A 22,387-nucleotide genomic window follows, 5' to 3' on the forward strand; every position below is an offset into this window, starting at 1 on the left:
ATGCATAATCTTTGTGAATTGCGAAAGATGACGCCAGCGAGCAAGTGCACAGGTCTATGGGTTAGGGTACGCTAACAAAAGAGAATTGTCATAGACAACGAAAGGGGGAACATGTGTGTTCTTAAAACAATGGAAAAGAGCAGTAGCGCTGATGCTGGCGCTGGTGATGACACTGTCTGTCAACGGGATTTCCGCGCAGGCAGCGACGAGTTCGGAGGGGATTCGCATCACCGATGAAAAAATCACAACGGAGACAACGAGTATCCATGTAAATCTGGATCGGGTGCCTTCTTTGGGGATTTTGAAGGTGATTCAGATGGATGCAGATGAGGAGTATGATGCAAGTAAGCTGAATACGGCAGAGTACCAGATGCTCAATTTTTCTCTGGTGGCTAATTTACAGGAGGGGGATAATGTCCTGACTTTAACGACTGCACCTTCCGAGGGGATGAAGGTGCTTGCTGTACTTCGAGATGCATCTGACGATAATACAGATTACGTTTCTAATGCATTGGTTGTGGAGAAAGCAGGCAGCGGAAGCGAGCAGCCCACCACGCCGGAGGGAGATATTTCCAAGAACTGTTCCGTCAAGCTGCTTCGGACAGAAGCCTTTACAGAGGCGGATACGTCGGTAGATGTGGAGGTAAATCTGGATCCCAGCCTGACAGATGGCTGCTATATGACGATTTTCGGATATTCTTCTAATATGAGCTTTGATCCGGACATGGTGTATAACCTGAGATTATGGTCCGGGAAAGTAACCAGTGGAACATATACCTGTACGTTTAATCAGAAACTGCAGAAGTATCATAATGTCATTGCCTGCCTGAATGTACCGGTGGGAGAGGACAATTATCGTTCGGTGGTTTCTCAGGCCATCGAGGTGGTGGATGACAGTGGCTCCGGTTTCCAGGATTATACTTACCCGGATGTTAAGATTGATGAGGATACGCTGGTGGAGGGCGCAACAACCCTGCATATCACGCTGACCGGAGACGAGCGGCTGTTTGCGGCTGCCCAGGCAGGTCAGACAAGCATTACCTGTGCGGTCGGTCAGTATCCGGCAGATGAGACCTTTGATTTTGAAGGGGAGCATCAGATTTCTCTGGCCAGCAATATCAGCGGTGCAGAGCCCTTCAGCGGCAAAGAGATCACCCTCAGCGAGCCACTGAAAGCGGGTTATCGCGTGCGCGCTGTCGTATACTGGTCCCAGAATAAAGATATTTTCCTTGCAAAGGGCAATGACTATGAGGAATCTTTCCATCGCCCGGATGACTCTGTGCTGGTAAGTGCAGCACCTTCTACGGATGATCCGGAGGTGACCGTGGGAACTATCACAGAGGGAAAAGATTTTGAGGTGACATTAAAGGGAGATGCTCCCAGCGGCTCCATGCTCATCATTAAGAGCTACCCGGCAGATACGGAAGCATTTGCCATGAATCAGGGAACGCTGGTTGCAGCCGTGCAGAATGCAGAGGCCGGAACCATTACCGTATCTCCCAAAGCCGGTTCCGCCAGTGCAGGGCAGAAAGTGGTTGTATTCTGGCACCATGCAGGAGATATCATTGCTTCCAGCGAACCGGTGACGGTGCAGGAGCCGGTGCCTTTTGAGGTAACAACAGATGGCATGCTGCTGGCAGGCACCACTTCTGTGACTTTCCATGTGAAAGCGCTTGTAGCAGTGGATGATAATAATATTAATGTGACGCGTTTGTGTCGGATCGCCAGTGATGGAAAGCCGGATACAGCCAATCCGCTGGCAGTACGTTATGGACAGAAGCCGGGTGACATTACCTTTGAGGGTCTGGACGCATTACAGGCAGGAGAGCGGCTTTGCCTGTCTCTCAGATATCAGAATGGAGACAAAACATTTATCAGCGCTGCTTTCCCTGTGGTGGCAGAGGACAGCATTATGGTACAGCAGACCAGTTTCACAATGGATGCCAAGAGCGCAGATATTGTTGTAAAGGGATGCGACAATCTCAAAGGTGGCTACCTGATTGCTGCAGTCGGCAGAAGCGGAGCAGATTCTGATGACAGACAGCGGCTTGCTTCTGTTCCTTTCACAGGAGAAGGCAATTATACCTTATCGTTCTATGAAAATGTGAAATTACAGGTCGGACAGACGGTTCTCATATATCTGTATAAATATGACGCAGATGCGGACAGGGGCTACACAAAAGAAGCTGCCGAGATCCCGGTGACCGGCGACCTGCCGACCGTGGAGCCCAAGGTGGGGATCGTGACTTCCCAGGTACGGGCAGATCGGAAGGATGTCTGGGTAGAGACAGAATTTTCCGAGCAGCTGACTGCAAAACTGGCACTGTACTGCCATGAGGGAGACACCTATACCGAGGCAGACAGAATTTATTATGGGGCAATTTCCAATTCCTCCGGCAGCCGGAAGATTACCTTCGGGGATGACAAACTGACCGCAGGCAAGTACCTGACTGCAGAGCTGGAGGTGTCAGACGGAACAAAGGCGGTTTCCAAATCGGTACTCATTGAGGCGGAGCCGGAAAAGGAAAAACCGATAGCTTATATTTTGACAAAACCGGAGAAGCTGACCGCAGGTATTACAAACATTACGGCTTCTATGACGATGGATACCAATACGAGTGATGCTTCTTACAAACTGTATCAGTACACCACGGATACGTTTGATGCGGCAGCCGCGGAAACCTTGTGCAGCGGTGTTCTGTATAGCTCTACGACAAACCAGAAGCTGTATGTTGGCGTAGGAAACTTAAAAGCAGGCGCCAAACTGTTACTTATCGTGACAGCGGACGGCGTGGAGGGACGTTCTCAGGAAATGACGGTGCTGCCGTCTCCTGACTGGGGCACGCCGTATGCGGCCTTTGATGTGTCCGCTGTGGCAGCAGATTCTACTGAGATTCCGCTGACGGTGCAGTATTCCGATGAATATCTGAGCCTGGGGGATGAATTTTACTGTGATGTGAGCGTATACCAGTTTTCCGCAGCGTACACGGACGATGAGTTTGAGAAAAATGAGCTGTGGGAGAATTTTGATAAGGCAAAGGTTGTGGCAAAAGCCAACAGCACCCAGGGAGATGTGACCAATGGCAGTCTGAAAATCCCGGTGCGCAGCACAGCCCAGTTAAATCCGGGTGACCGGCTGATCATCAAGCTTCGCCTGCCCCACACCGAGTGGGAGGGAGAAGAGGTGGATTACATCTTTACCTCCATTCCAGTGCTGCCGGCGGGAGAAGAGGCACCTGCTTACAAAGTGGTGCTCTACAATCTGGGGGATGATTCTTCCAAAGGCGACAGAGTGCGCAAGATCCTTGACAAGATCGGCGTGCCAACAGAAACGATGGAATATGCACACTTAAACGAGACGGTTGGTTATCTGGCCGGACTGGATGGCTACGAAGCTGCCAAATCTGAATGGACAGGAGCAACCTTTGATACCGAGTTCATGCTGCTTTGCAACCTGCCCGAGTCTCTGCTGGACCGGTTCCTGGATGAGATGCAGGCAAACGGCCTGCGCATCGACCACAAGGCTATCGTGACAGAGTACAACCGGGAATACGAATTCCATGAACTGATCGAGGACATCAAGGAAGAGCACAACACCTTCCAGGTGCTGATCGCGCTGAACAGCCTCGTAAAAGATGCGGAAAAACTGGACGAAAAGGTTTACGGCACAAGTAAGGATTGGCAGGCATTGCAGCAGGCCATCGCGGATGCCAATGCGGTGATCGGCAGCTACGAGCCTTCGGAGGAAGAGCTGACGACGGCTTATCATACATTAAAAGAACTGTACCTGAGCGTCACAGAGAAAAAAGAAATCCAGGGAACTGCCATTATCACGGTGGAGAAAAATGAGAATGGTACCTATCGTCTGACTGCCAGTGTCAAGGATGGCGTGGAAAGAGCAGAGTATGAATACCGCTGGAGAACCGGAGAAACCGGCCCTGTGCTGGATCAGGTATCTGCAGAAGTGCTCATCGGTTCCACAGTAGAGGTGAGCAGAGAGGATCTGTACGGCACGCTGAAAGCGCAGCTGCAGGTGCCGGAAGCTCCTGCGGCAACCGTCATTGCCGGAACCGATTACATGAAAGTGACATGGAATGCGCCAGCGCAGGCAGACAATCAGCCGTTGCCGGAAAGCTACGTGGTATCCGTGTATAAGGAGGGTGTTCTTGTAAAAGAGATCACCTGTGCCGGAGATGCCACAGAGGCATTGGTGGATGGTCTGGAAGTGCAGACCGGCTACATCGTAAAAGTGGCAGCAGTCAGCCCGGTGGGCCGCAGTGACCGTGCGGTGCTGGCAGCTCAGACCCAGGAAAAGCCTTCGGTCAATCCGGGGGACAATGGCAACCAGGATAACGGAAACGGCAACAACAACGGTGGGCAGAATGGTGGCAATTCCAACAACGGAAACAATGGAAATGGTTCCAATGCCAATAACGGCAGCAACGGCTCCAATGGAAACAACTCCAACGGCTCCGGTAACGGTTCCAGCGGAAATAATTCCAATGGCTCCGGGAACAGCTCCGGCGGAAGTGGTCCGAATGGTTCCGGCAGCAGTTCCAACACAGACAATGGAGGTTCTTCCGGCGGTGCAGTGAAGACCGGGGACAACACCCCCTGGGAGCTGTATCTGGCAGGACTTCTGGCCAGCGCAGCCATCGCGGCAGCCGTGTCCAGAAAGAGAAGAGCGAAATAACAAAAGTGTTGCTCATGAAGATATAAAACCGTAGGGCAACGTGTTAAGAGCTCCGGCAGGGAATGGATTCTCTGTTCGGAGCTCTTGCTTATTTCATATTTTTAATAATCCACCCGTTCCAGGAACAGTCCCTGGGGATCGGCAGGTACGCTGGCCTCTGCCGGTGCTTTGGGATCGAAGATGGCGGGAATGTCGGATACGGGCCGTTTGCCCAGGCCGATGTCCAGCAGGGTAGAAGCGATCATCCGTGCCATGTTGTGAAGAAAATCGTTGGCGGTGATGGTGATCTGCAGTTCCTTGTCGTCGGCGTATACTTCCAGATCGGTGATGGTGCGCACGGTGGATTTGCTCTTTTTGGCCGTGGAGAAAGCGGCAAAATCGTGGGTGCCTTTTAACAGCGCTGCTGCCTCCTTCATGGTGGAAACGTCTGGGCGGCCGAAGCAGTAGTAGGTGTATTTGCGCTCGAAGACGCTGGGCACGTCGCCGATGGCTACCCGGTAAACGTAGGTGCGGGAGTGGGCGTTTAAGGCCGCGTGGAACCGCTCCGGCATTTCTTCCGCTTCCAGTACAGCAATGTCCATGGGCAGATACCGGTTCAGGTACTGGCGCACCTTTGCCGCAGACAGATCGGTGTCCAGTTTGCAGCTGATGACCTGGCCATAGGCGTGTACGCCGGCCTCTGTCCGGGAGCCGCAGAAAAGCTCCACATCCTGGCCGGACATTTTTTTCAGTACTTCTTTGATCTTATTTTCGATGGTATTGGTGGATTCGCCCTTCCCCAGGCGCTGCCAGCCGCTGTAACGGCTGCCGTCGTATTCTATCGTCAGTTTGAAGTTTTTCATAAAGACAGTGTCTCTCTTTCTATATATTAATGCTTTCCGGTTATCAATAGCGTGCTTTTCCTATTTTCCGTGGTTACTCTTTTGCCAGACGGCACGAAGGTCGTCAAGGATCGTCTCCGGCACCCGTAAATTTCCAAAGCCGGTGCCCATGTCCTGGCCGGGTTTGTTATCCCCGTGGAAATCGGAGCCGCCGCTTAAGAGCAGGGAATGTCGGCTGGCCAGGCGGCGCACCATGGCCTCGTCGGCATGGTTGTAGGTGGCGTACAGGCCTTCAATGGCAGTGAGCCCCGCGTCCTTTAATGGAAAGAGTAGCTTATGCAGGGCGTGCTCGTTCATATGGTAGAGCACGGGATGGGCCAGCACAGCCAGACCTCCGGCCTCCCGGATGAGACGGACACCGTCCCAGGGGGTGACTTTTTCCCGGGGAACAAAGCAGGGGCCGTTGTCGCCGATGTATTTTTCGAAGGCTTCTTTGATCTGTTGGATGTAGCCTTTCTGCATCATGAGCCGGGCAAAATGGGCCCGGGTGATGACGGCATCGGGGAAGGCTTCGGTGAGCTCCTCCATGGTGATGGGACATCCGGCTTCTGTCAGCCGTGCCGCCATTTTTTCATTGCGGCGGTCACGGGAGGCGCAGAATTCGGCCAGATGCTCCAGAAAAACGGGGTTTTCGTAGTCAATGAACAGGCCGACGATGTGGATGTCACGGCCGTTGTATTCGGTGGAAAGCTCGATGCCGGGGATGACCTCCACATCGGTATTTCTGGCATAGGCGATGGCCGGGGCCAGACCGTCAATGGTATCGTGGTCGGTCAGGGCAAAGGCTGCCAGCTGTTTTTGTAAGGCATAATCCACCAGCGCTTCCGGGGAAAAGGTGCCGTCCGAGGCAGTGGAGTGGACATGCAGGTCTACATATCTCATAGTATTGGAGTCCTTTTCTTTTTTAGATGCCTTACGGATTGTTTCGTACTTCGTACTCTCACAATCCTGCCCAATATTCGGATATCGTGTGGCATTCGCCCCACTTTTATCCTCATATTAGGGCGGGGCATTCAGCCATAAAATCACTTTTGCGCGAGCGCATCGTTCTTTTTGGCTGTTGCCCCTGGCATCATGATATTATTTCTCAATTTTCGGGAACGCCTTTATTATACCTGTTTTCGGACAAATGAGCAAGGACAGATGCTGCCGGAAAGAGGAAAAGCGTTGCGCCGGGGACACGCTGTCAGGTATAATGAAATCACAGTGACGAAGATCCGATTCCGCCTGTGCTTGCACAAAGGCGGGAGGCGAATCTTACGACACGCCCGGACATGAGCATGAAAGTGGAGCGTAAGCTACACGATATGCGAATGGACGTAGAATTGCGGGAGTGCACCGCACGGAGCAATTCGTGTGATTTAACAGTGGGAATGATCAATACGAAATCTATTGAGTGAAAGTTAGGAGAAATTTTATGACAGCAGAACAGAACACATTCAAAGGATCAACGGAGTATGTGGCATCGCAGGAGCTGATGGCGGCGGTGAACATTGCCATGCAGCTGCAGAAGCCGCTGCTGATCAAGGGGGAACCGGGAACGGGTAAAACGATGCTGGCGGAGGCCATCGCGAAAGCGCTGGACAAGCCGCTGCTGATCTGGAATATCAAATCCACCACCAAGGCCCAGGAGGGACTTTATGTGTATGACACGATCCAGCGTCTTTATGACAGTCAGTTCGGCGAGGCGGGGGTGGATGACATCGCCCATTACATTCGCTTGGGAAAACTGGGCGAGGCTTTTTCCTCCGAAGAGCAGGCGGTGCTGCTCATTGACGAGATCGACAAGGCGGATCTGGAATTTCCCAACGACCTGCTGTGGGAGCTGGATCGGATGGAATTTTATATCCACGAGACGAAGGAAACAGTGCGGGCAAAGCATCGTCCCATCGTGATCATCACTTCCAACGCGGAGAAGGAGCTGCCGGACGCGTTCCTGCGCCGGTGTATTTTCCACTATATTGAGTTTCCGGGGCCGGAGCAGATGGAGGAGATCGTCCGGGCGCATTTTGACCATCTGGAGGATCATCTGTTACAGCAGGCTTTTGAGACCTTTTACTGGATCCGGGGCTTGAAGGACATTCGGAAAAAACCGAGCACCTCGGAGCTTATCGACTGGCTGCAGGCGCTGCTGCTCTCGGGCATTGATCCGGAAAAAATCCGGGAGGAGCTTCCATTTATCGGCGTGCTGCTGAAAAAGGATGAGGATCTGAACACCTTGCAAAAAAGGAGATATTGATGTTTACTCCATTTTTCTATCTTTTAAAAGCGAAAGGGCTGGAGGTATCGCTGACAGAGTGGCTGACCTTTATGGAGGCGCTGGATCAGGGACTTTCCGGGGCCAGTCTGACGCAGTTTTACTATCTGGGCCGGATGATCCTTGTGAAAAGTGAGACCGATTATGATAAATATGACCGGGCGTTTCAGGAGTTTTTCCAGGGGATCAAAACGATGGACGAGATTCCGCCCCAGTTCATGGAATGGCTGGAGAATGTCGAGGCGGACGAGGAAACCATGTGGGATCAGGAAAATAACATCCTGTACCGGAAAAATCAGGAGCCGCCGGATGAGGAGGAGATCCGCAGGCGGTTTCAGGAGCGTCTGGAGGAACAGAAAACCCGGCATGACGGCGGCACCTACTGGATCGGCAGGCGGGGTGGCTCTACTTTTGGCAATGGCGGGCGCACCCCCGGCGGCATCCGCATCAACGGGCAGAGTGGTCTGCGCTCGGCCTTTCAGGTCATCGGTGAGGAGCGGTACCGGGATTTCCGGCTGGACAAGGCGCTGAATACGAGACAGTTTGAGGTGGCTTTTAGGCGGCTGCGGCAGTTTTCCTCCCGGCTGGACGTGCCCCGGACGGAGCTTGACATTGACCGGACGGTGGATGCCACCTGCAATAATGGGGGATATCTACAGCTGGAATTTGACAAACCGCGGAAAAATACGGTGAAGCTGCTGCTTTTGTTTGATTCCGGCGGAACGATGATGCCTTTCAGCTCCCTGTGTAGCAATCTGTTTCACGCGGTGGACAAGGCCAACCATTTCAAAGATGTGAAGATCTATTATTTTCATAACTGTATTTACAGCAACCTCTACAAAACGCCGGAGTGCGATTACGGTGACTGGGTGGATACGGAGTGGGTGTTCCGCAACCTGGATTCCGAATATCGGGTCATCATTGTGGGAGATGCCCAAATGGGCCGGGAAGAGCTGATGAGCGTGGTGGGCAATTACCGGGGCGGCAACGGCGGCCTGCCGGGCATTGACTGGCTGCGGCTGTTCAGGCAGCATTACAAGCGGATCGTCTGGCTCAATCCCCGCAAGCACGACAATGTGGAAATGCTGCCGTGGCTGGAGAGCGAATACCGGATCGGCCAGCTGTTTCCCATGTATAAATTATCTGTGCAGGGGTTAAAAGAGGCGTTGGACTGTTTGATGGTCAGTCGATAATGTGAAAAAGAATCTCGAAAAGAAAAGAACCGGGGGATCAGACGATCTCCCGGTTCATTGCGTGATACTCATTGGTCATTTTGCTGATCAGCGTGCCCTTTGTGTCCCGGATCTCCACATCCACCACGTAGGTGCGTTTTCCCAGGTGCAGCGGTCGTCCCTCCCCGATGAGATCGGTGGCATTGATGGCGGCATTCAGAAAGGAAATGTGACAGGACTGGGTGGTGACCATCTTGCCCATTTTCCAGGTGGCCAGAGCGCCCACCACATCGCCCAGTGCAAAGATAATACCTCCGTGCACGGCGTTGATGGGATTCTGCTCCCAGTCTTTGATTGGAATGCGTACTTTGGAATAATCGTCTTCCAGTTCCAGTACCTCAATGCCCATAGCGGCGTTGAATCCCATATCAATATTTTTTTCTTTAAATTCTTCCAGATAACTCATGAAGATCCCCCTTTTGCCTATCGTTAGATATGATATTTATCTTACCAGACAGGGCAGAGCTGGTCAAATAAAATCCGTGTCCGCACACATATCCTGGTTCTATTTTGGCTGATTTCACATATAGTAGGGATAAGAGGTGGACATATGGACAGGGAAAAGGAAATCATCCGGCTGTTTCCGGCCAAACTGAAAGGGGCGCTGCAAAGTGCCTGCCTGGATTATGACAATATCCGGGAGATCCGGCTGCGGGCCAACCGGCCGGTGCAGATCATCGGGGGCAGCCACATGTATTATCTTTCCGGCAGCGGAAATCTGACAAGCCGGGAGGAGCTGGGATATGTGGTGACAAAAGAGGAACTGCGGGAGACCATGGAGCTGGCGGGCAATTATTCCCTCTATGCCTATGAGGAGGAGCTGCGGGAGGGATTTCTCACCGTGGAGGGCGGTCACCGCATCGGCGTGGCCGGAAAAGTGATCTATGACGGCAGGCGGATCCTGGGCATGAAGTATATCACGTCGGTCAATGTGCGGGTGGCCCATGAAGTGAAGGGGTGTGCCCGGCTGCTGCTGCCGCTTCTCATGGAAAACGGGCAGCTGTGCCATACGCTCATGATCTCACCGCCGGGCTGTGGAAAAACCACGCTGCTGCGGGATCTGATCCGTCTGCTGGCCGGGGGCGCGGAGGAGGGACAGGCGTATACCCGGGACGGAAATGCCGCGGCGTATAAAGATGGGACAAAATCTGTGGAAAAATGTGAAAAATGGGGGATGACGCAGCCGCTGACCGTGGGGGTTGTGGATGAGCGGGGCGAGATCGCCGGTTCCTATCGGGGCATTCCCACCTGTGATCTGGGGGTGTCTTGTGATGTGCTGGACGGCTGCCCCAAGGCGGAGGGCATGCGCATGCTGCTTCGCTCCATGGCACCGGATGTGCTGGCAGTGGATGAGATCGGCAGGCCGGAGGACGTGGAGAGCATTGCCTATGCCAGCTGCTGCGGCTGCCGGGTGCTGGCCACCATGCACGGCAGCAGTATGGAAGAGCTGGAAAAGAAGCCCTTCTGTAAAAAATTCCTGGAGGATCATATTTTTGACCGGTATGTATTTCTGGAAATGGGGGAGACGCCCGGACGCATCCGACAGATCCTGGACGGGAACGGGAAGCCTGTGCGTCTGCCAGATAGCTGAAAACGAAAAAGGAGAATGTTGGCAGGCGTACAGCAGACAGAAAGCGCAGCGTTGCATGGAATCCCGTGAAAAGAGAATGGAAAATGAGTGGGAATCAAGGAAAGGAGTGGCGCAAGATGGGACTGGCAGGGCTTGTGAGACTGGCGGGCAGCCTGACCGTGCTGGCAGCGGCCACGGGGCTGGGAGCGGCTGTGAGCCTGGACTACCGTCGGCGGATCCAGCTGCTGACCCAGCTGCGGCGCATGTTCCTCCTGCTGGCGGGAGAGATCCGAAGCAGCCGGACACCGGCTGCGGAGGCCTTCGGGCGGATGGCCGGGCGCATGGAGCCGCCCTTTGGCAAATGGCTGAAGACACTGGCAGACCGGCTGGAAGCGGGTGAGGGAGAAAGCTTTGCTTTTATATGGAAGGAATGGGTGGAGCAGTTTGCACGGGCAGATGCGCAGGCCCTGCAGACCCAGGACGTGGAACTGCTGCTGTCCTTCGGAGAGGGGTTCGGCTATCTGGATCAGCAGATGCAGCTTTCGTCCATTCAGTTTGTGCAGGAGCAGCTGCTGGACCGAGTAGGGGAACTGCGGGGCGGCTGCGCCGCACGGATGCGCATGGCCCGGCTGCTGGGGGTGAGCGCAGGCATTTTTCTGGTGATTCTGCTGTTGTAAATGGGGAGAGCGTACATGAGTGTAAATCTGATTTTTAAAATTGCAGCGGTGGGCATCCTGGTATCTGTGCTCAGCCAGGTGTTAAAACACAGCGGCAGGGAGGAACACGCTTTCCTCACGAGCCTGGCGGGACTGCTGGTGGTGCTGTTCTGGATTTTACCATACATCTATGAACTGTTTGACACGATCAAAAAACTGTTTTCCCTGTAAAAAAGGAGGAGATAGGCATGGATATGATCCGTATCGGCGCTGCCGGGATCACGGGGGTGTTGCTGGCGGTACAGCTGAAACAGATGAAATCCGAGTATGCCGTCTATGTGAGTCTGGCGGCTTGCATTTTTATTTTTTACTTTGCGGTGGGACGGCTTTCCATCATCACCCGGACCATGGAGACGATCCAGAGCTATCTTTCCATCCAGAATGTGTACTTGCAGACACTGTTGAAGATCGCAGGTATTACCTATGTGTCGGAATTTTCCGCGGCCATCTGCAAGGATACCGGGTATCAGGCCATTGCCAGCCAGATCGAGGTGTTTGGAAAACTGACCATTCTGGCGGTGAGCATGCCGATCCTGCTGTCGCTGCTGGAGACCATGAAGGGATTTCTGGGCATGTGAATGGAGATAGAGGCAGAGATGTGTGAGAAAAATGCGATGCACTTTCGGAAGACAAGGCACAAAAGATTGCCGGGACTGCTGCTGGGCATGCTTTTATTTTTCCTTCCGGTGCTCCCTGCCCGGGCAGCGTCCTGCCAGTGGCCACTGACACCAGCGCTCCCGGCATCTGCTGCAGTTTCTGACCTCTGGCGGGAGGAGACGCCGGACTACACGGACACCCTTCTGGAACAGCTGGATTTTGGGGAGATCGATACTTTTCTGCAGCAGATGGATGAGAAAACGGACATCCGTTTCTCCGATGTGATCCGGGCTTTCGTGCAGGGCAGTGTCCGGGACGGGCTGCTGCTTTTTCGGGAGCTGCTGGCGGACAATCTGTTTGCGGAATGGAAAACCAATAAAACCACGCTGATCCATGTGGTGATGATCGCCCTGATCGCGGCCACCCTCACCGGGTTTTCTGATATTTTTCAAAACCGGCAGATCTCCGAGGTGAGCTACTACATGGTGTATGTGCTGCTGTTGACCATTCTCATGAAGGCCTTCGGCACCGCGTCAGGGCTGGTGGAGCAGATGCTGGCCCGGGTGCTGGGATTTATGAAGGTGCTTATGCCATCCTTCGTGCTGGCCCTGGGGCTGTCCGGGGGAACGGTGACTGGCGCGGTGTTCCTGGAATGGGTGTTGCTGCTGATCTCAGTGGTGGAGGCGGTGATGGAGAAGCTGCTGCTTCCGACGGTGCATCTGTACGTGCTGCTCATGCTGGTGAACCAGATGACAAAGGAGGACATCCTGTCGAAAATGGCCGGGCTGTTCCGGCAGGGAACGGAAATGGCGCTGAAAGGCATGACGGCGGCGGTGCTGGGCTTCAATCTGGTGCAGGGGCTCATTGCCCCGGCGGTGGATGGTTTTAAGAAGGACGTGGTGACCAAAACGGCAGGCATGCTTCCCGGGGTCGGGCAGGTGTTTGACTCTGTCTCGGATCTGGTGCTAGGGGCCGGAGTGCTCATCCGCAACAGCATCGGTGCGGCGGGGCTGGTATTTCTGGCGGTGCTCTGTCTGATCCCCCTGGCGAAGGTGGCGCTGTTTGCCGTGAGCTACCAGCTGGCGGCCGCCGTGGTGCAGCCGGTGTCCGACAGCCGGATCGTGGCGTGTATCAGCAGCGTGGGGGACGGCATGGTGCTGCTCATGAAGGTGATGTTCACGGCGACGCTGCTGTTCTGGCTGACGCTGGCAGTGGTCTGCGTGGCGATGCGTGCGTAGGAACTGTCGGCACATGGAAAACCAGAATGTTACATTTTTACATTTGTATTGGACTGACGTTGGCAGGCTTGTGCAGGGGCTGGGCGAAAATTGTTTTGAAAGATAAGGAAAAACATGGAGCGGAAGGGAAAAGCCCGTGAAGTGGTGAGGGGAGTAAAATGGAGGTTCTCTATGAATGGGTGTGGAACGTGGCGGTGTACCTGCTGCTGGTGACGGCAGTGACCAACGTGCTGCCCGGGGACACCTACCGGAAATATCTGAAATTTTTTACAGGGGTGTGCCTCGTCATTGTGATGACCCAGCCGCTGTTTTCTCTGTTTGGCATGGAAGAACAGCTGGAAAATGCCTTCCGTTTTTACCGGTTTTCCGGGGAGCAGGAGGAGCTGCGGGAGGAGATGGCGGGCATGGGGGAGATCAGCCGCAGAGCCGTGTTGGATCAGTATGAAACCATGCTCAAAGCCCAGCTGCTGGATCTGGCGGCCCAGGAAGAGGTGGTGCTGACGGATATCGAGCTTCTGCTGGAAACCGACGAAAAAAGCGGCAGCTACGGCAGTGTGCTGTACGTTTTGGCCCGGGTATCGGAAGGGGAGGAAGGGCAGACGACAGCGCTCATCCGGCGGCTTGCCGTCCAGTGGAATATGCCGGAGGAAAACATCAATTTACACAGCGGCCAGGGAGGCGGAAATTATGGATACTAAAAAACAATCCTCGTTCATAGAAATAGTAAAAAGCAGATTTGCGGGAAAAGGGCCGAGGAAGGATTACCTGGTCATTGCGCTGCTTTTCGGGGTGCTTCTGCTGGTCATTGCCATGCCGGTACAGGACAAAACCACAGGCAAGACAGACAGTTATCCGTCTGACGGGACGGGGAACGCCAGGGAAAGCCAGGCGGCAGCAGTGGAAGAACCGGCCTATGAAAGACAGCTGGAGATCCGGCTGGAAAATTTTCTCCGTCAGGTGGACGGGGTAGGGCAGGTGCAGGTACTCATCCGGCTGAAGGATGCGGGGGAGCAGGTGGTGGAAAAGGATGTGCCAACCCGGAGCACAAGCCAGACAAATGCCCAGGAGGGAACACAGGAAACGGAAAGCACAACAGAGGAGGCAACGGTATTTGAGGAGACAAAGGACGGCAGGCAGATCCCCTATGTGGTGAGAGAATATGCACCCGGGATCAGCGGCGTGGTGGTGGCCGCCACCGGGGCAGATGATCCGCGTGTGGAACAGGACATTCTCGAGGCAGTGCAGGCGCTGCTGCAGATAGAGGTACATAAAATCAAGGTGCTGAAATTAAAGGAAGGGGAGGGTTTGTATTGAAACGGATATTGAAAAAAAATCAGATCATCATTACAACGCTGGCCATTATGATCGCGGTGGCGGGGTACCTGAACTTCTCGGGAAACCGCTGGACGCTGGGGGTGGAGGATCTGGCCTCTGCCACGGGCGGGAACGCACAGGGGCAGACAGATGTGGATGCCGGAAATGAGGCGGTCAGTGACCAGGCAGCTGCGGATGACCAGGCGCTTCTTGACCTGTCAGAAGAAGATCTGGCCGCTTCCGGGGAGATTTTCACGGATGAGGTGGCGCCGGATGCGGATACGTCGGATGTGCCCGGGGAAGCAGTGCTGACCAGTGCGGGCAGTACGTCCGGGATCACCGCCCAGGCAAAGGTGAACCGGGAGCAGGTGCGTTCAAAAAATAAGGAAATGCTGCTGGAGATCATCAACAACAGCAATATCGAGGACGCCCAGAAGCAGGATGCCATCGACGCCATGGTCGCCCTGACGGACAAAGCCGAGCGGGAGGCTGCGGCAGAAATGCTGCTGGAGGCAAAAGGCTTTGCGGATGTGGTGGTAAACATTGAGGATGATACGGCTGACGTGGTGGTGGGCAGTGCCGACCTGGGGGATGCCGAGCGGGCACAGATCGAGGATATCATGAAGCGCAAAACCGGTGTTTCTGCGGAAAACATTGTCATTACACCTTTGAGTGAGTAGGTTGTAACGCAACAAATGGCGCGTGTGAATGGTAATAGATATGCTGCCCGGAACGACGGTTGGGGCGTTCTGTAGGTTGTCAGTCTGCTATTTTGATGTTATACTTCATTTAGAATACAGATCAGCAATGCTGACGGTAGAAGATACCAGAGGAAGGAGCGTAAAATATATGAAACGGGTTTTTTTGATCGTACTTGACAGTGTGGGAATCGGGGAAGAACCGGATGCCGCAGAATACGGCGATGTGGGCAGCAATACCATCAAAGCCTGCTCCCGCAGTCCTTATTTTTCCATGCCAAACATGAGAAAGCTTGGTTTTTTCAATATTGACGGTATGGACATCGGAGAGAAGGAACCGCATCCGACGGCAGCGTTCGCCCGGATGCAGGAGCAGTCCAAGGGAAAGGACACCACCATCGGTCACTGGGAGATCGCAGGGCATATTTCTCCCAAGCCCATGCCTACCTATCCCAATGGCTTCCCCCAGGATGTAATCGACGCTTTTTCCAAAGCGGTGGGCCGCGGCGTACTGTGCAATAAGCCGTACTCCGGCACGGAGGTCATCAAGGATTACGGTGAAGAGCACATGAAGACCGGCAAGCTCATCGTGTACACCTCTGCGGACAGCGTGTTCCAGATCGCAGCCCATGAGGACATTGTGCCGGTGGAAGAGTTATACCGGTACTGCAAGATCGCCAGAGAGATTTTACAGGGAGAACACGGGGTGGGCCGTGTCATTGCCCGGCCGTTCATCGGTACCCCGGGCAACTTCACGAGAACGCCGAGAAGACATGACTTCTCCCTGGTGCCGCCGTTGACCATGTTAAATCAGCTGCAGGAGGCTGGCAAGGAAGTGCTCTCTGTGGGCAAGATCAAGGATATTTTTGCAGGAAGCGGCATCACGGACTTCGTGTACACCTCCGGTAACGAGGAGGGCATCGAGCGGACGCTGGAAAATATGGATCGGGAGTTCGAGGGGCTGTCCTTCACGAACCTGGTGGATTATGACATGCTCTACGGCCACCGCAACGACGTGGACGGCTACGCCAAAGCGCTCACCTATTTTGATCAGCGGCTGCCGGAGCTTCTCGGCAAGCTGCGGGACGACGATCTTCTCATGATCACAGCAGATCACGGCTGCGATCCCAGCACCCCGTCCACCGATCATTCCAGAGAATATACGCCGTTTATCATGTACGGCAAGAACGCACCGACGGGCAAAAACTTCGGAACGAGAAAAACATTTGCAGATATAGGGGCAACTGTGTTAGAATATTTCGGTATTCCGCGCAGAATTTCGGGGGAACCGATGCTGTAGGAGTGCAGCAGATGAGATTTCACAGGGTGAAATTTCATGAATATTTTGTAAGAACGCAGGAGGAAGCTTTCAGTGTCAGACTATAGAAAAGAAATCGAAAGGCGCAGAACCTTTGCCATCATATCCCATCCCGATGCCGGTAAAACCACGCTGACGGAGAAATTTCTTCTTTACGGAGGCGCCATCAACCTGGCGGGCTCCGTCAAAGGAAAAGCAACGGCAAGGCATGCCGTATCAGACTGGATGGAGATCGAGAAGGAGAGAGGTATTTCCGTGACCTCTTCCGTGATGCAGTTCAACTACGACGGGTACTGCATCAACATTCTGGATACACCGGGACATCAGGATTTCTCTGAGGATACGTACCGGACGCTGATGGCAGCGGATTCCGCGGTCATGGTCATTGACGCTTCCAAGGGTGTCGAGGCGCAGACGAGAAAGCTGTTCAAGGTATGCGTCATGCGCCACATTCCGATTTTTACTTTTATCAATAAGCTGGACCGGGATGCCAACGACACCTTTGACCTGCTGGATGATATTGAAAAAGAGCTGGGCATTGCCACCTGCCCCATCAACTGGCCCATCGGCTCAGGAAAGGGCTTCAAGGGGGTATATGACCGGAACACCCGCTGTGTCACCACTTTCGCGGATACCGAGAAGGGAACCAAGGAAGGCGCATCCAAGGAGATCCCCATCGACAGCCAGGAGCTGGATGCGGAGATCGGCAGTGCAGCCAAGGAAAAGCTGCTGGAGGAGATCGAACTGCTGGACGGCGCCAGCGCAGAATTTGATATGGAACTGGTGAGCAAGGGAGAGCTTTCTCCGGTATTTTTCGGCTCCGCACTGACCAACTTCGGTGTGGAGACGTTCCTGCGCCACTTCCTGGATATGACCTATTCTCCGCTGCCGCGCATGTCGGATCAGGGAGAGATCGATCCCATGTCCGAGGACTTCTCTGCTTTTGTGTTCAAGATCCAGGCCAACATGAACCGGGCCCACAGAGACCGGATCGCGTTTATGCGCATCTGCTCGGGCAAATTTGATGCCACCAAGGAAGTATATCATGTGCAGGGCGGCAAGAAGCTTCGTCTGTCCCAGCCCCAGCAGCTCATGGCCCAGGAGCGAAAGGTCATTGACGAGGCCTATGCCGGTGATATCATCGGTGTTTTCGATCCAGGCATGTTTTCTATCGGCGATACCGTGTGTGCGCCGGGCAAAAAGTTTGCCTACGAGGGCATTCCCACCTTCGCACCGGAGCATTTCGCCCGGGTACGACAGCTGGATACGATGAAGCGAAAACAGTTCGTCAAGGGCATCAACGAGATTGCCCAGGAGGGCGCGATCCAGATCTTCCAGGAGTTCAACACCGGTATGGAGGAGATCATCGTAGGCGTTGTGGGTGTGCTGCAGTTTGATGTGCTGAAATATCGTCTGGAAAATGAGTACAATGTGGAGATCCGTCTGGAAAACCTGCCCTATGAGCATATCCGCTGGATCACCAACGAAAATGTGGATCTGAACAAGCTGGTGGGCACTTCGGACATGAAGAAGATCAAGGATCTGAAGGGCAACCCGCTGCTGCTCTTTGTCAACAGCTGGAGCATCGGCATGGTGCTTGACCGGAACGAGGGCCTGCAGCTGGAGGAATTCGGAAGAAATTAATCCAGCGGGTGAACGGAAAACGGTTTTGAAAGGAATAGAAGTAGCTGGCATGAAAAAGGGATTTGTGACACGGATTGCCGTACTGGCGCTGTCGGGCATGTTGCTGTCGGGCTGCGGGCTGGTGGATACCGTCTATGACAGTGTGCATCAGGTGCTGGTTGACAAGCAGGCGGAGATTTACGGAAGACAGTTTACCACACTGACAGAAGAATCCATGTCTGCGGCGGGGGAAGCTGTGACAGAGATGGACTATGCCTATGCCCATCTGGATGGGGAGGATCAGACCGTTTATCTGGAGCTTCTGACGATCCTGACCTCCTATGAGGAGGATGTGCGGATCACGTCCATGAACCCGGATCAGGTGGATCTGGCCTATCAGGCCATTCTCATGGATCATCCGGAGCTGTTTTATATCAATGGCTACACGATCACCGAGCATACCATCGACGGGCAGACCGAATTCTACACCTTCTCCGGGCGGTACACGTATACCCGGGAAGAGCGGGACGAGAAGCAGCAGCAGGTGGACGCAGCGGCTGTACAGATCCTCTCCGACATTCCGGAGGGCGCTTCTGCCTACGAAAAAGAAAAATATATTTATGACTATATCGTACTGCACACTGATTACAATGAGGATGCGCCGGATAACCAGAACATTTTGAGTGTGCTGTTAAACGGAGAGTCCGTGTGCCAGGGCTATGCCTTTGCCACTCAGTATCTGCTGGAACAGGTGGGCATCCCGTGCACCACCGTCACCGGCGATGCCAGAAATCCGGAGGGCGTTCTTGTGTCCCACGCCTGGAATTTTGTCCAGCTGGACGGGGAATACTATTATGTGGACACCACCTGGGGAGACCCGGTGACCGGCATGGATTCCGAGGCGCTGCACCGGATGGGCGATGTTTACGTCAACTATGATTACCTGAATCTGACAACCGCGCAGATTTCCGTGGATCATACGGCAGATGCTCCGGTGGAGCTGCCGGACTGTACCGCCGTTACCTGGAATTACTACCGGGCAGAGGGGCTGTATTATGAGACGTATGACCGAAGCCTGCTGGCAGAACGGCTGACAGCTGCTGCAGCCGATGGAAAAACGTACCTGATGATGAAGTTCCCGGACAGCCAGGTGTACGAACAGTACATCAGTCGTCTGTTTGACGGGCAGGAAATCTTTGGCCTGCTGCCGTCCCTGAAGAGCATTTCCTATACGGCGGATCCCGAGAGCTACCTGTTGATCGTATATTTAGCATAACAGTTCAGCCATGATTTCAGGCAGTCAGATTTCGGGCTTGCACGAAAATCTGGCTGTTCGAAAGCATGAGGGGAGCGCCTGTCTATGAGCAAAAATGAGCTGCGCAAGCAGCGGAGAGCGCTGTAGGCGCGGTTTTGCGAATGGCGCGGCTGGACTGTTATACAATAGTTATAAATATAAAAAGTGTTTGCTTTCCCGGTGGAATCTGTCTATAATAGGAATAGCATAAGTGTTACAGGAGGGATAAAGATGTCCGAAGAAAAGAAGAATTCTTATTCTATACATGAAGAACTGAACATGGGTGAGGTGCAGATTGCAGATGAGGTCGTTGCCATCATCGCAGGTCTGGCCGCTACCGAGGTAGAGGGCGTGGCATCCATGGCAGGCAATATCACCAATGAGCTGGTGGGCAAGCTGGGAATGAAGAACCTGTCCCGGGGTGTGAAGGTGGCTGTACAGGAGAACGAGGTAACCGTAGAACTGTCCCTGAACATGAGCTATGGCTACAGCATCCCCAAGACCTCTGCCAAGGTACAGGAGAAGGTCAAATCTGCCATCGAGAGCATGACAGGCTTAAGCGTTGTGGAGGTCAATATCCACATCGCAGGCGTGGACATGAAGTAAGGGGAATCGAAGATAACAGAATTCAGTGAAAACAGGGAAGAGGCGGCTTGAAGGCTGTCTCTTTTTGTCTCATAGGAACCTCGTCCGATAAAACAAAATGATGCGATAAAATATTGCTGAAAGCGTTTGTATGTGGTTTGTGCAAAAGTGACATTGTGTTTTCTTAGGATTGAAAATACAATAGAAGCAGGGCAGTTGGAGGACGTGCTTTTCATCCGTTCCGAGTCTTGAGGAAGGGATGATGCTTATGAGTACATATGAAGAATTTATGGTGATTCTGGCAGTTGCCGGACTGATCGTATCTATTCTGAATCTGAAAAATAAGAAATAGCCGTCCTGCCCCGACAAGCTTGACGACTATTTCTTAGTATAAAAGTTTCGCCGGGACGGGTGAAGTGCACTCACCTTCCGACTGTCTTGATATATATAGTATAGCCATTTCTTTCAAATCTGTCAACGTGTGAAAAAATCCCTTTTTAAAACGTTCAGAGTATAGTATAATAAGAAACAAAAGAGAATTTTACATTCCGGGAGGAGTATATTTATGAAAAGAAGAGAGCTGCGGGAACACATTTTCCGTCTGCTGTTTCGTGTGGAATTCAACGACGCGGCGGATATGCCGGAGCAGGTAGCACTGTATATGGAGGATCTCCCCATGGCGGGCGAGCAGGATCGCCGCTATATCGAAAAGAAATATGAGCTGGTGATGGAGCATCTGGAGAAGATCGATGAGATGCTCAATGAGGCAGCGACCGGATGGAAGGTATCCCGTATGGGAAAGGTAGAGCTGACCATCCTGCGTCTGGCTGCTTATGAGATTTATTTTGATGAGGATGTGCCCACGTCGGTTGCCATCAACGAGGCCGTGGAGATGGCCAAGGAGTTCGGCGGAGACGAGTCCCCGGCGTTTATCAACGGCGTACTGGGCAAGCTGGTAAAAGCAGAGACGACAGAGGCAGACAGTTCCAGATCCGCAAAAACAGAGACTGACGGTGAAAAGCCTGTCAAAGAAGCAGAGCAGAAAGAAGCAGCCGTGTCTGAGCCGAAAGAAGTCTAAAACGCACACCGGCTGTGGAAATACAGGAAACAGGGAATCATCGGAAGGCGGGGATGTGTCAGATGCCGCAGACAGGAATCCGCCCGACGCGGCGGGCATATACGGTCGGACAGGTGAACACGTACATCAAGAACATGTTCGTCCAGGATTTTATGCTGAATCATATTTATGTGAAGGGAGAAGTCTCGAACTGTAAATATCATACATCGGGACACATTTATTTTTCCCTGAAGGATGAGACCGGAACGCTCTCCTGCGTGATGTTTGCGGGAAACCGGAAAGGTCTCTCTTTTCGTATGCAGGAAGGACAGGATGTGCTGGTGCTGGGAAGCGTCAGTGTCTACGAGCGGGACGGCAAGTACCAGCTGTACGCCAGAGAGATCATGCTGGACGGAGAAGGGCTTCTCTACCAGAAGTTTCTGGCGCTGAAAAGAGAACTGGAAGAGATGGGCATGTTTGATGCGTGCTACAAGCAGCCCATTCCCAAATACATCCGGCGACTAGGGGTGGTGACAGCGCCCACCGGGGCGGCCATCCAGGATATCCGCAACATTTCCCACCGGCGCAATCCCTTTGTCCAGATCATCCTCTACCCGGCGCTGGTGCAGGGAGAGGGGGCGGCAGGCAGCGTAGCAAAAGGCATCCGCCTGTTGGACGAGCTTGGTGTGGATACGATCATTGTGGGCCGCGGCGGCGGTTCCATGGAGGATCTGTGGGCATTTAACGAAGAGATCGTTGCCCGGGCCATTTTTGAGTGTCGGACGCCCATCATTTCCGCGGTGGGCCATGAGACGGATACGACCATTGCGGATTACGCGGCGGATTTGCGGGCGCCCACGCCCTCGGCGGCGGCAGAACTGGCGGTGGCGGATGTCCGGCAGCTGCTGGATCAGCTGACGGAATGTCACAGACAGCTAAACCGGCTACTCATGGATCGGATCGTGCTGGCGGAAAAACGGTGCGAGCAGTATGAACTGCGGCTGACCCACGCCAGTCCCCAGAACCAGATCCGGGAGAAGCGGCAGCAGGCCGCCCAGCTGACGGACCAGCTGGAGCAGCTCATGGAACAGAAGCTGGAACAGAAGCGGCATGCGCTGGATCTTTATGTGCGAAAATTAGAGGGACTTTCTCCGCTGGAACGGCTGAAACAGGGCTTTTCCTACACGGCGGACAGCGCGGGAAGGGCCGTGACGGACATCGGCCAGGTGGAGCCGGGCGATCCGGTGAAGATCTATGTGGCCAACGGACGGATCGATGCCGTGGTGAAAGAGAAGACCGCGATCCGCAGGTAAG

Annotated in this window: 19 protein-coding genes and 1 pseudogene; 17 read left to right on the top strand and 3 right to left on the bottom strand. The window is 53.7% G+C overall.

The features are described 5' to 3' along the window. Window positions 1-115: 115 nt before the first annotated feature. A complete protein-coding gene (locus tag RJD28_06845; protein ID WNV59191.1) occupies window positions 116-4,693 on the top strand; it encodes a DUF3783 domain-containing protein in 4,578 nt (1,525 codons plus the stop codon). Window positions 4,694-4,794: 101 nt separating this feature from the next. On the opposite strand, the gene truA is transcribed toward RJD28_06845, so the two are convergent. Then, a complete protein-coding gene (gene truA / locus RJD28_06850) occupies window positions 4,795-5,535 on the bottom strand; it encodes a tRNA pseudouridine(38-40) synthase TruA (GenBank protein WNV59192.1) in 741 nt (246 codons plus the stop codon). Window positions 5,536-5,595: 60 nt separating this feature from the next. Next, on the bottom strand, window positions 5,596-6,456 hold the full coding sequence (locus RJD28_06855; GenBank protein ID WNV59193.1) for a PHP domain-containing protein: 861 nt from the start codon (window positions 6,454-6,456) through the stop codon (window positions 5,596-5,598). 535 nt (window positions 6,457-6,991) lie between these two features. Between RJD28_06855 and RJD28_06860 the strand changes: the two genes are divergently transcribed. Together RJD28_06860 and RJD28_06865 are read left to right on the top strand one after the other, a co-directional pair. Continuing rightward, window positions 6,992-7,813: a MoxR family ATPase gene (locus tag RJD28_06860; GenBank protein ID WNV59194.1), complete on the top strand. Its 822-nt coding sequence runs from the start codon at window positions 6,992-6,994 to the stop codon at window positions 7,811-7,813. Then, window positions 7,813-9,024 carry a VWA domain-containing protein gene (locus RJD28_06865; GenBank protein ID WNV59195.1) on the top strand — a complete coding sequence of 404 codons (1,212 nt, stop codon included), beginning with the start codon at window positions 7,813-7,815 and terminating at the stop codon, window positions 9,022-9,024. The genes RJD28_06860 and RJD28_06865 overlap by 1 nt, the downstream gene beginning before the upstream one ends. A 37-nt stretch (window positions 9,025-9,061) precedes the next feature. Here RJD28_06865 and RJD28_06870 read toward each other — a convergent pair whose 3' ends face one another. Beyond that, entirely contained in the window at window positions 9,062-9,469 is a 408-nt protein-coding gene (locus RJD28_06870; protein ID WNV59196.1) for a PaaI family thioesterase, read from the bottom strand. Between the two features lie 144 nt (window positions 9,470-9,613). On the opposite strand from RJD28_06870, the gene RJD28_06875 reads away from it, so the two are divergent. The 14 genes and pseudogenes from RJD28_06875 (at window position 9,614) to xseA (ending at window position 22,386) form a co-directional block, all read left to right on the top strand. Further along, window positions 9,614-10,654, top strand: a complete 1,041-nt coding sequence (locus RJD28_06875) for a stage III sporulation protein AA (protein WNV59197.1) — start codon at window positions 9,614-9,616, stop codon at window positions 10,652-10,654. Between the two features lie 83 nt (window positions 10,655-10,737). Continuing rightward, window positions 10,738-11,310 (top strand): stage III sporulation protein AB, encoded by a 573-nt coding sequence (locus RJD28_06880; protein WNV59198.1) that lies wholly within the window; start codon window positions 10,738-10,740, stop codon window positions 11,308-11,310. Between the two features lie 15 nt (window positions 11,311-11,325). Continuing rightward, entirely contained in the window at window positions 11,326-11,520 is a 195-nt protein-coding gene (gene spoIIIAC, locus RJD28_06885; protein WNV59199.1) for a stage III sporulation protein AC, read from the top strand. A 17-nt stretch (window positions 11,521-11,537) separates the two neighbouring features. Next, window positions 11,538-11,927, top strand: coding sequence for a SpoIIIAC/SpoIIIAD family protein (locus tag RJD28_06890; GenBank protein WNV59200.1), 390 nt, complete (start codon window positions 11,538-11,540; stop codon window positions 11,925-11,927). An 18-nt stretch (window positions 11,928-11,945) separates the two neighbouring features. After that, window positions 11,946-13,184, top strand: a complete 1,239-nt coding sequence (locus RJD28_06895) for a stage III sporulation protein AE (GenBank protein WNV59201.1) — start codon at window positions 11,946-11,948, stop codon at window positions 13,182-13,184. Between the two features lie 158 nt (window positions 13,185-13,342). Further along, window positions 13,343-13,882, top strand: coding sequence for a stage III sporulation protein AF (locus RJD28_06900; GenBank protein ID WNV59202.1), 540 nt, complete (start codon window positions 13,343-13,345; stop codon window positions 13,880-13,882). Next, the gene (locus RJD28_06905; GenBank protein ID WNV59203.1) at window positions 13,872-14,498 is read left to right on the top strand and encodes a stage III sporulation protein AG; all 627 of its coding nucleotides are present in this window, start codon (window positions 13,872-13,874) and stop codon (window positions 14,496-14,498) included. The genes RJD28_06900 and RJD28_06905 overlap by 11 nt, the downstream gene beginning before the upstream one ends. Beyond that, window positions 14,495-15,178, top strand: coding sequence for a SpoIIIAH-like family protein (locus RJD28_06910; GenBank protein ID WNV59204.1), 684 nt, complete (start codon window positions 14,495-14,497; stop codon window positions 15,176-15,178). Before RJD28_06905 ends, RJD28_06910 begins: the two co-directional genes overlap by 4 nt. Before the next feature lie 169 nt (window positions 15,179-15,347). Beyond that, window positions 15,348-16,496 (top strand): phosphopentomutase, encoded by a 1,149-nt coding sequence (locus tag RJD28_06915; GenBank protein ID WNV59205.1) that lies wholly within the window; start codon window positions 15,348-15,350, stop codon window positions 16,494-16,496. A 72-nt stretch (window positions 16,497-16,568) separates the two neighbouring features. Further along, entirely contained in the window at window positions 16,569-18,158 is a 1,590-nt protein-coding gene (locus RJD28_06920) for a peptide chain release factor 3 (protein WNV59206.1), read from the top strand. A 49-nt stretch (window positions 18,159-18,207) separates the two neighbouring features. Then, window positions 18,208-19,413: a transglutaminase domain-containing protein gene (locus RJD28_06925; protein ID WNV59207.1), complete on the top strand. Its 1,206-nt coding sequence runs from the start codon at window positions 18,208-18,210 to the stop codon at window positions 19,411-19,413. Between the two features lie 249 nt (window positions 19,414-19,662). After that, entirely contained in the window at window positions 19,663-20,037 is a 375-nt protein-coding gene (locus RJD28_06930; GenBank protein WNV59208.1) for an Asp23/Gls24 family envelope stress response protein, read from the top strand. Window positions 20,038-20,581: 544 nt separating this feature from the next. Continuing rightward, window positions 20,582-20,971 (top strand): annotated as a pseudogene (gene nusB, locus RJD28_06935) (transcription antitermination factor NusB). Window positions 20,972-21,156: 185 nt separating this feature from the next. Further along, window positions 21,157-22,386 carry an exodeoxyribonuclease VII large subunit gene (gene xseA / locus RJD28_06940; protein ID WNV59209.1) on the top strand — a complete coding sequence of 410 codons (1,230 nt, stop codon included), beginning with the start codon at window positions 21,157-21,159 and terminating at the stop codon, window positions 22,384-22,386. The last annotated feature ends 1 nt before the right edge of the window (window position 22,387 follow it).

It is taken from the genome of Oscillospiraceae bacterium NTUH-002-81, from assembly GCA_032620915.1.
In the GTDB taxonomy this organism is placed as follows: domain Bacteria; phylum Bacillota; class Clostridia; order Lachnospirales; family Lachnospiraceae; genus JAGTTR01.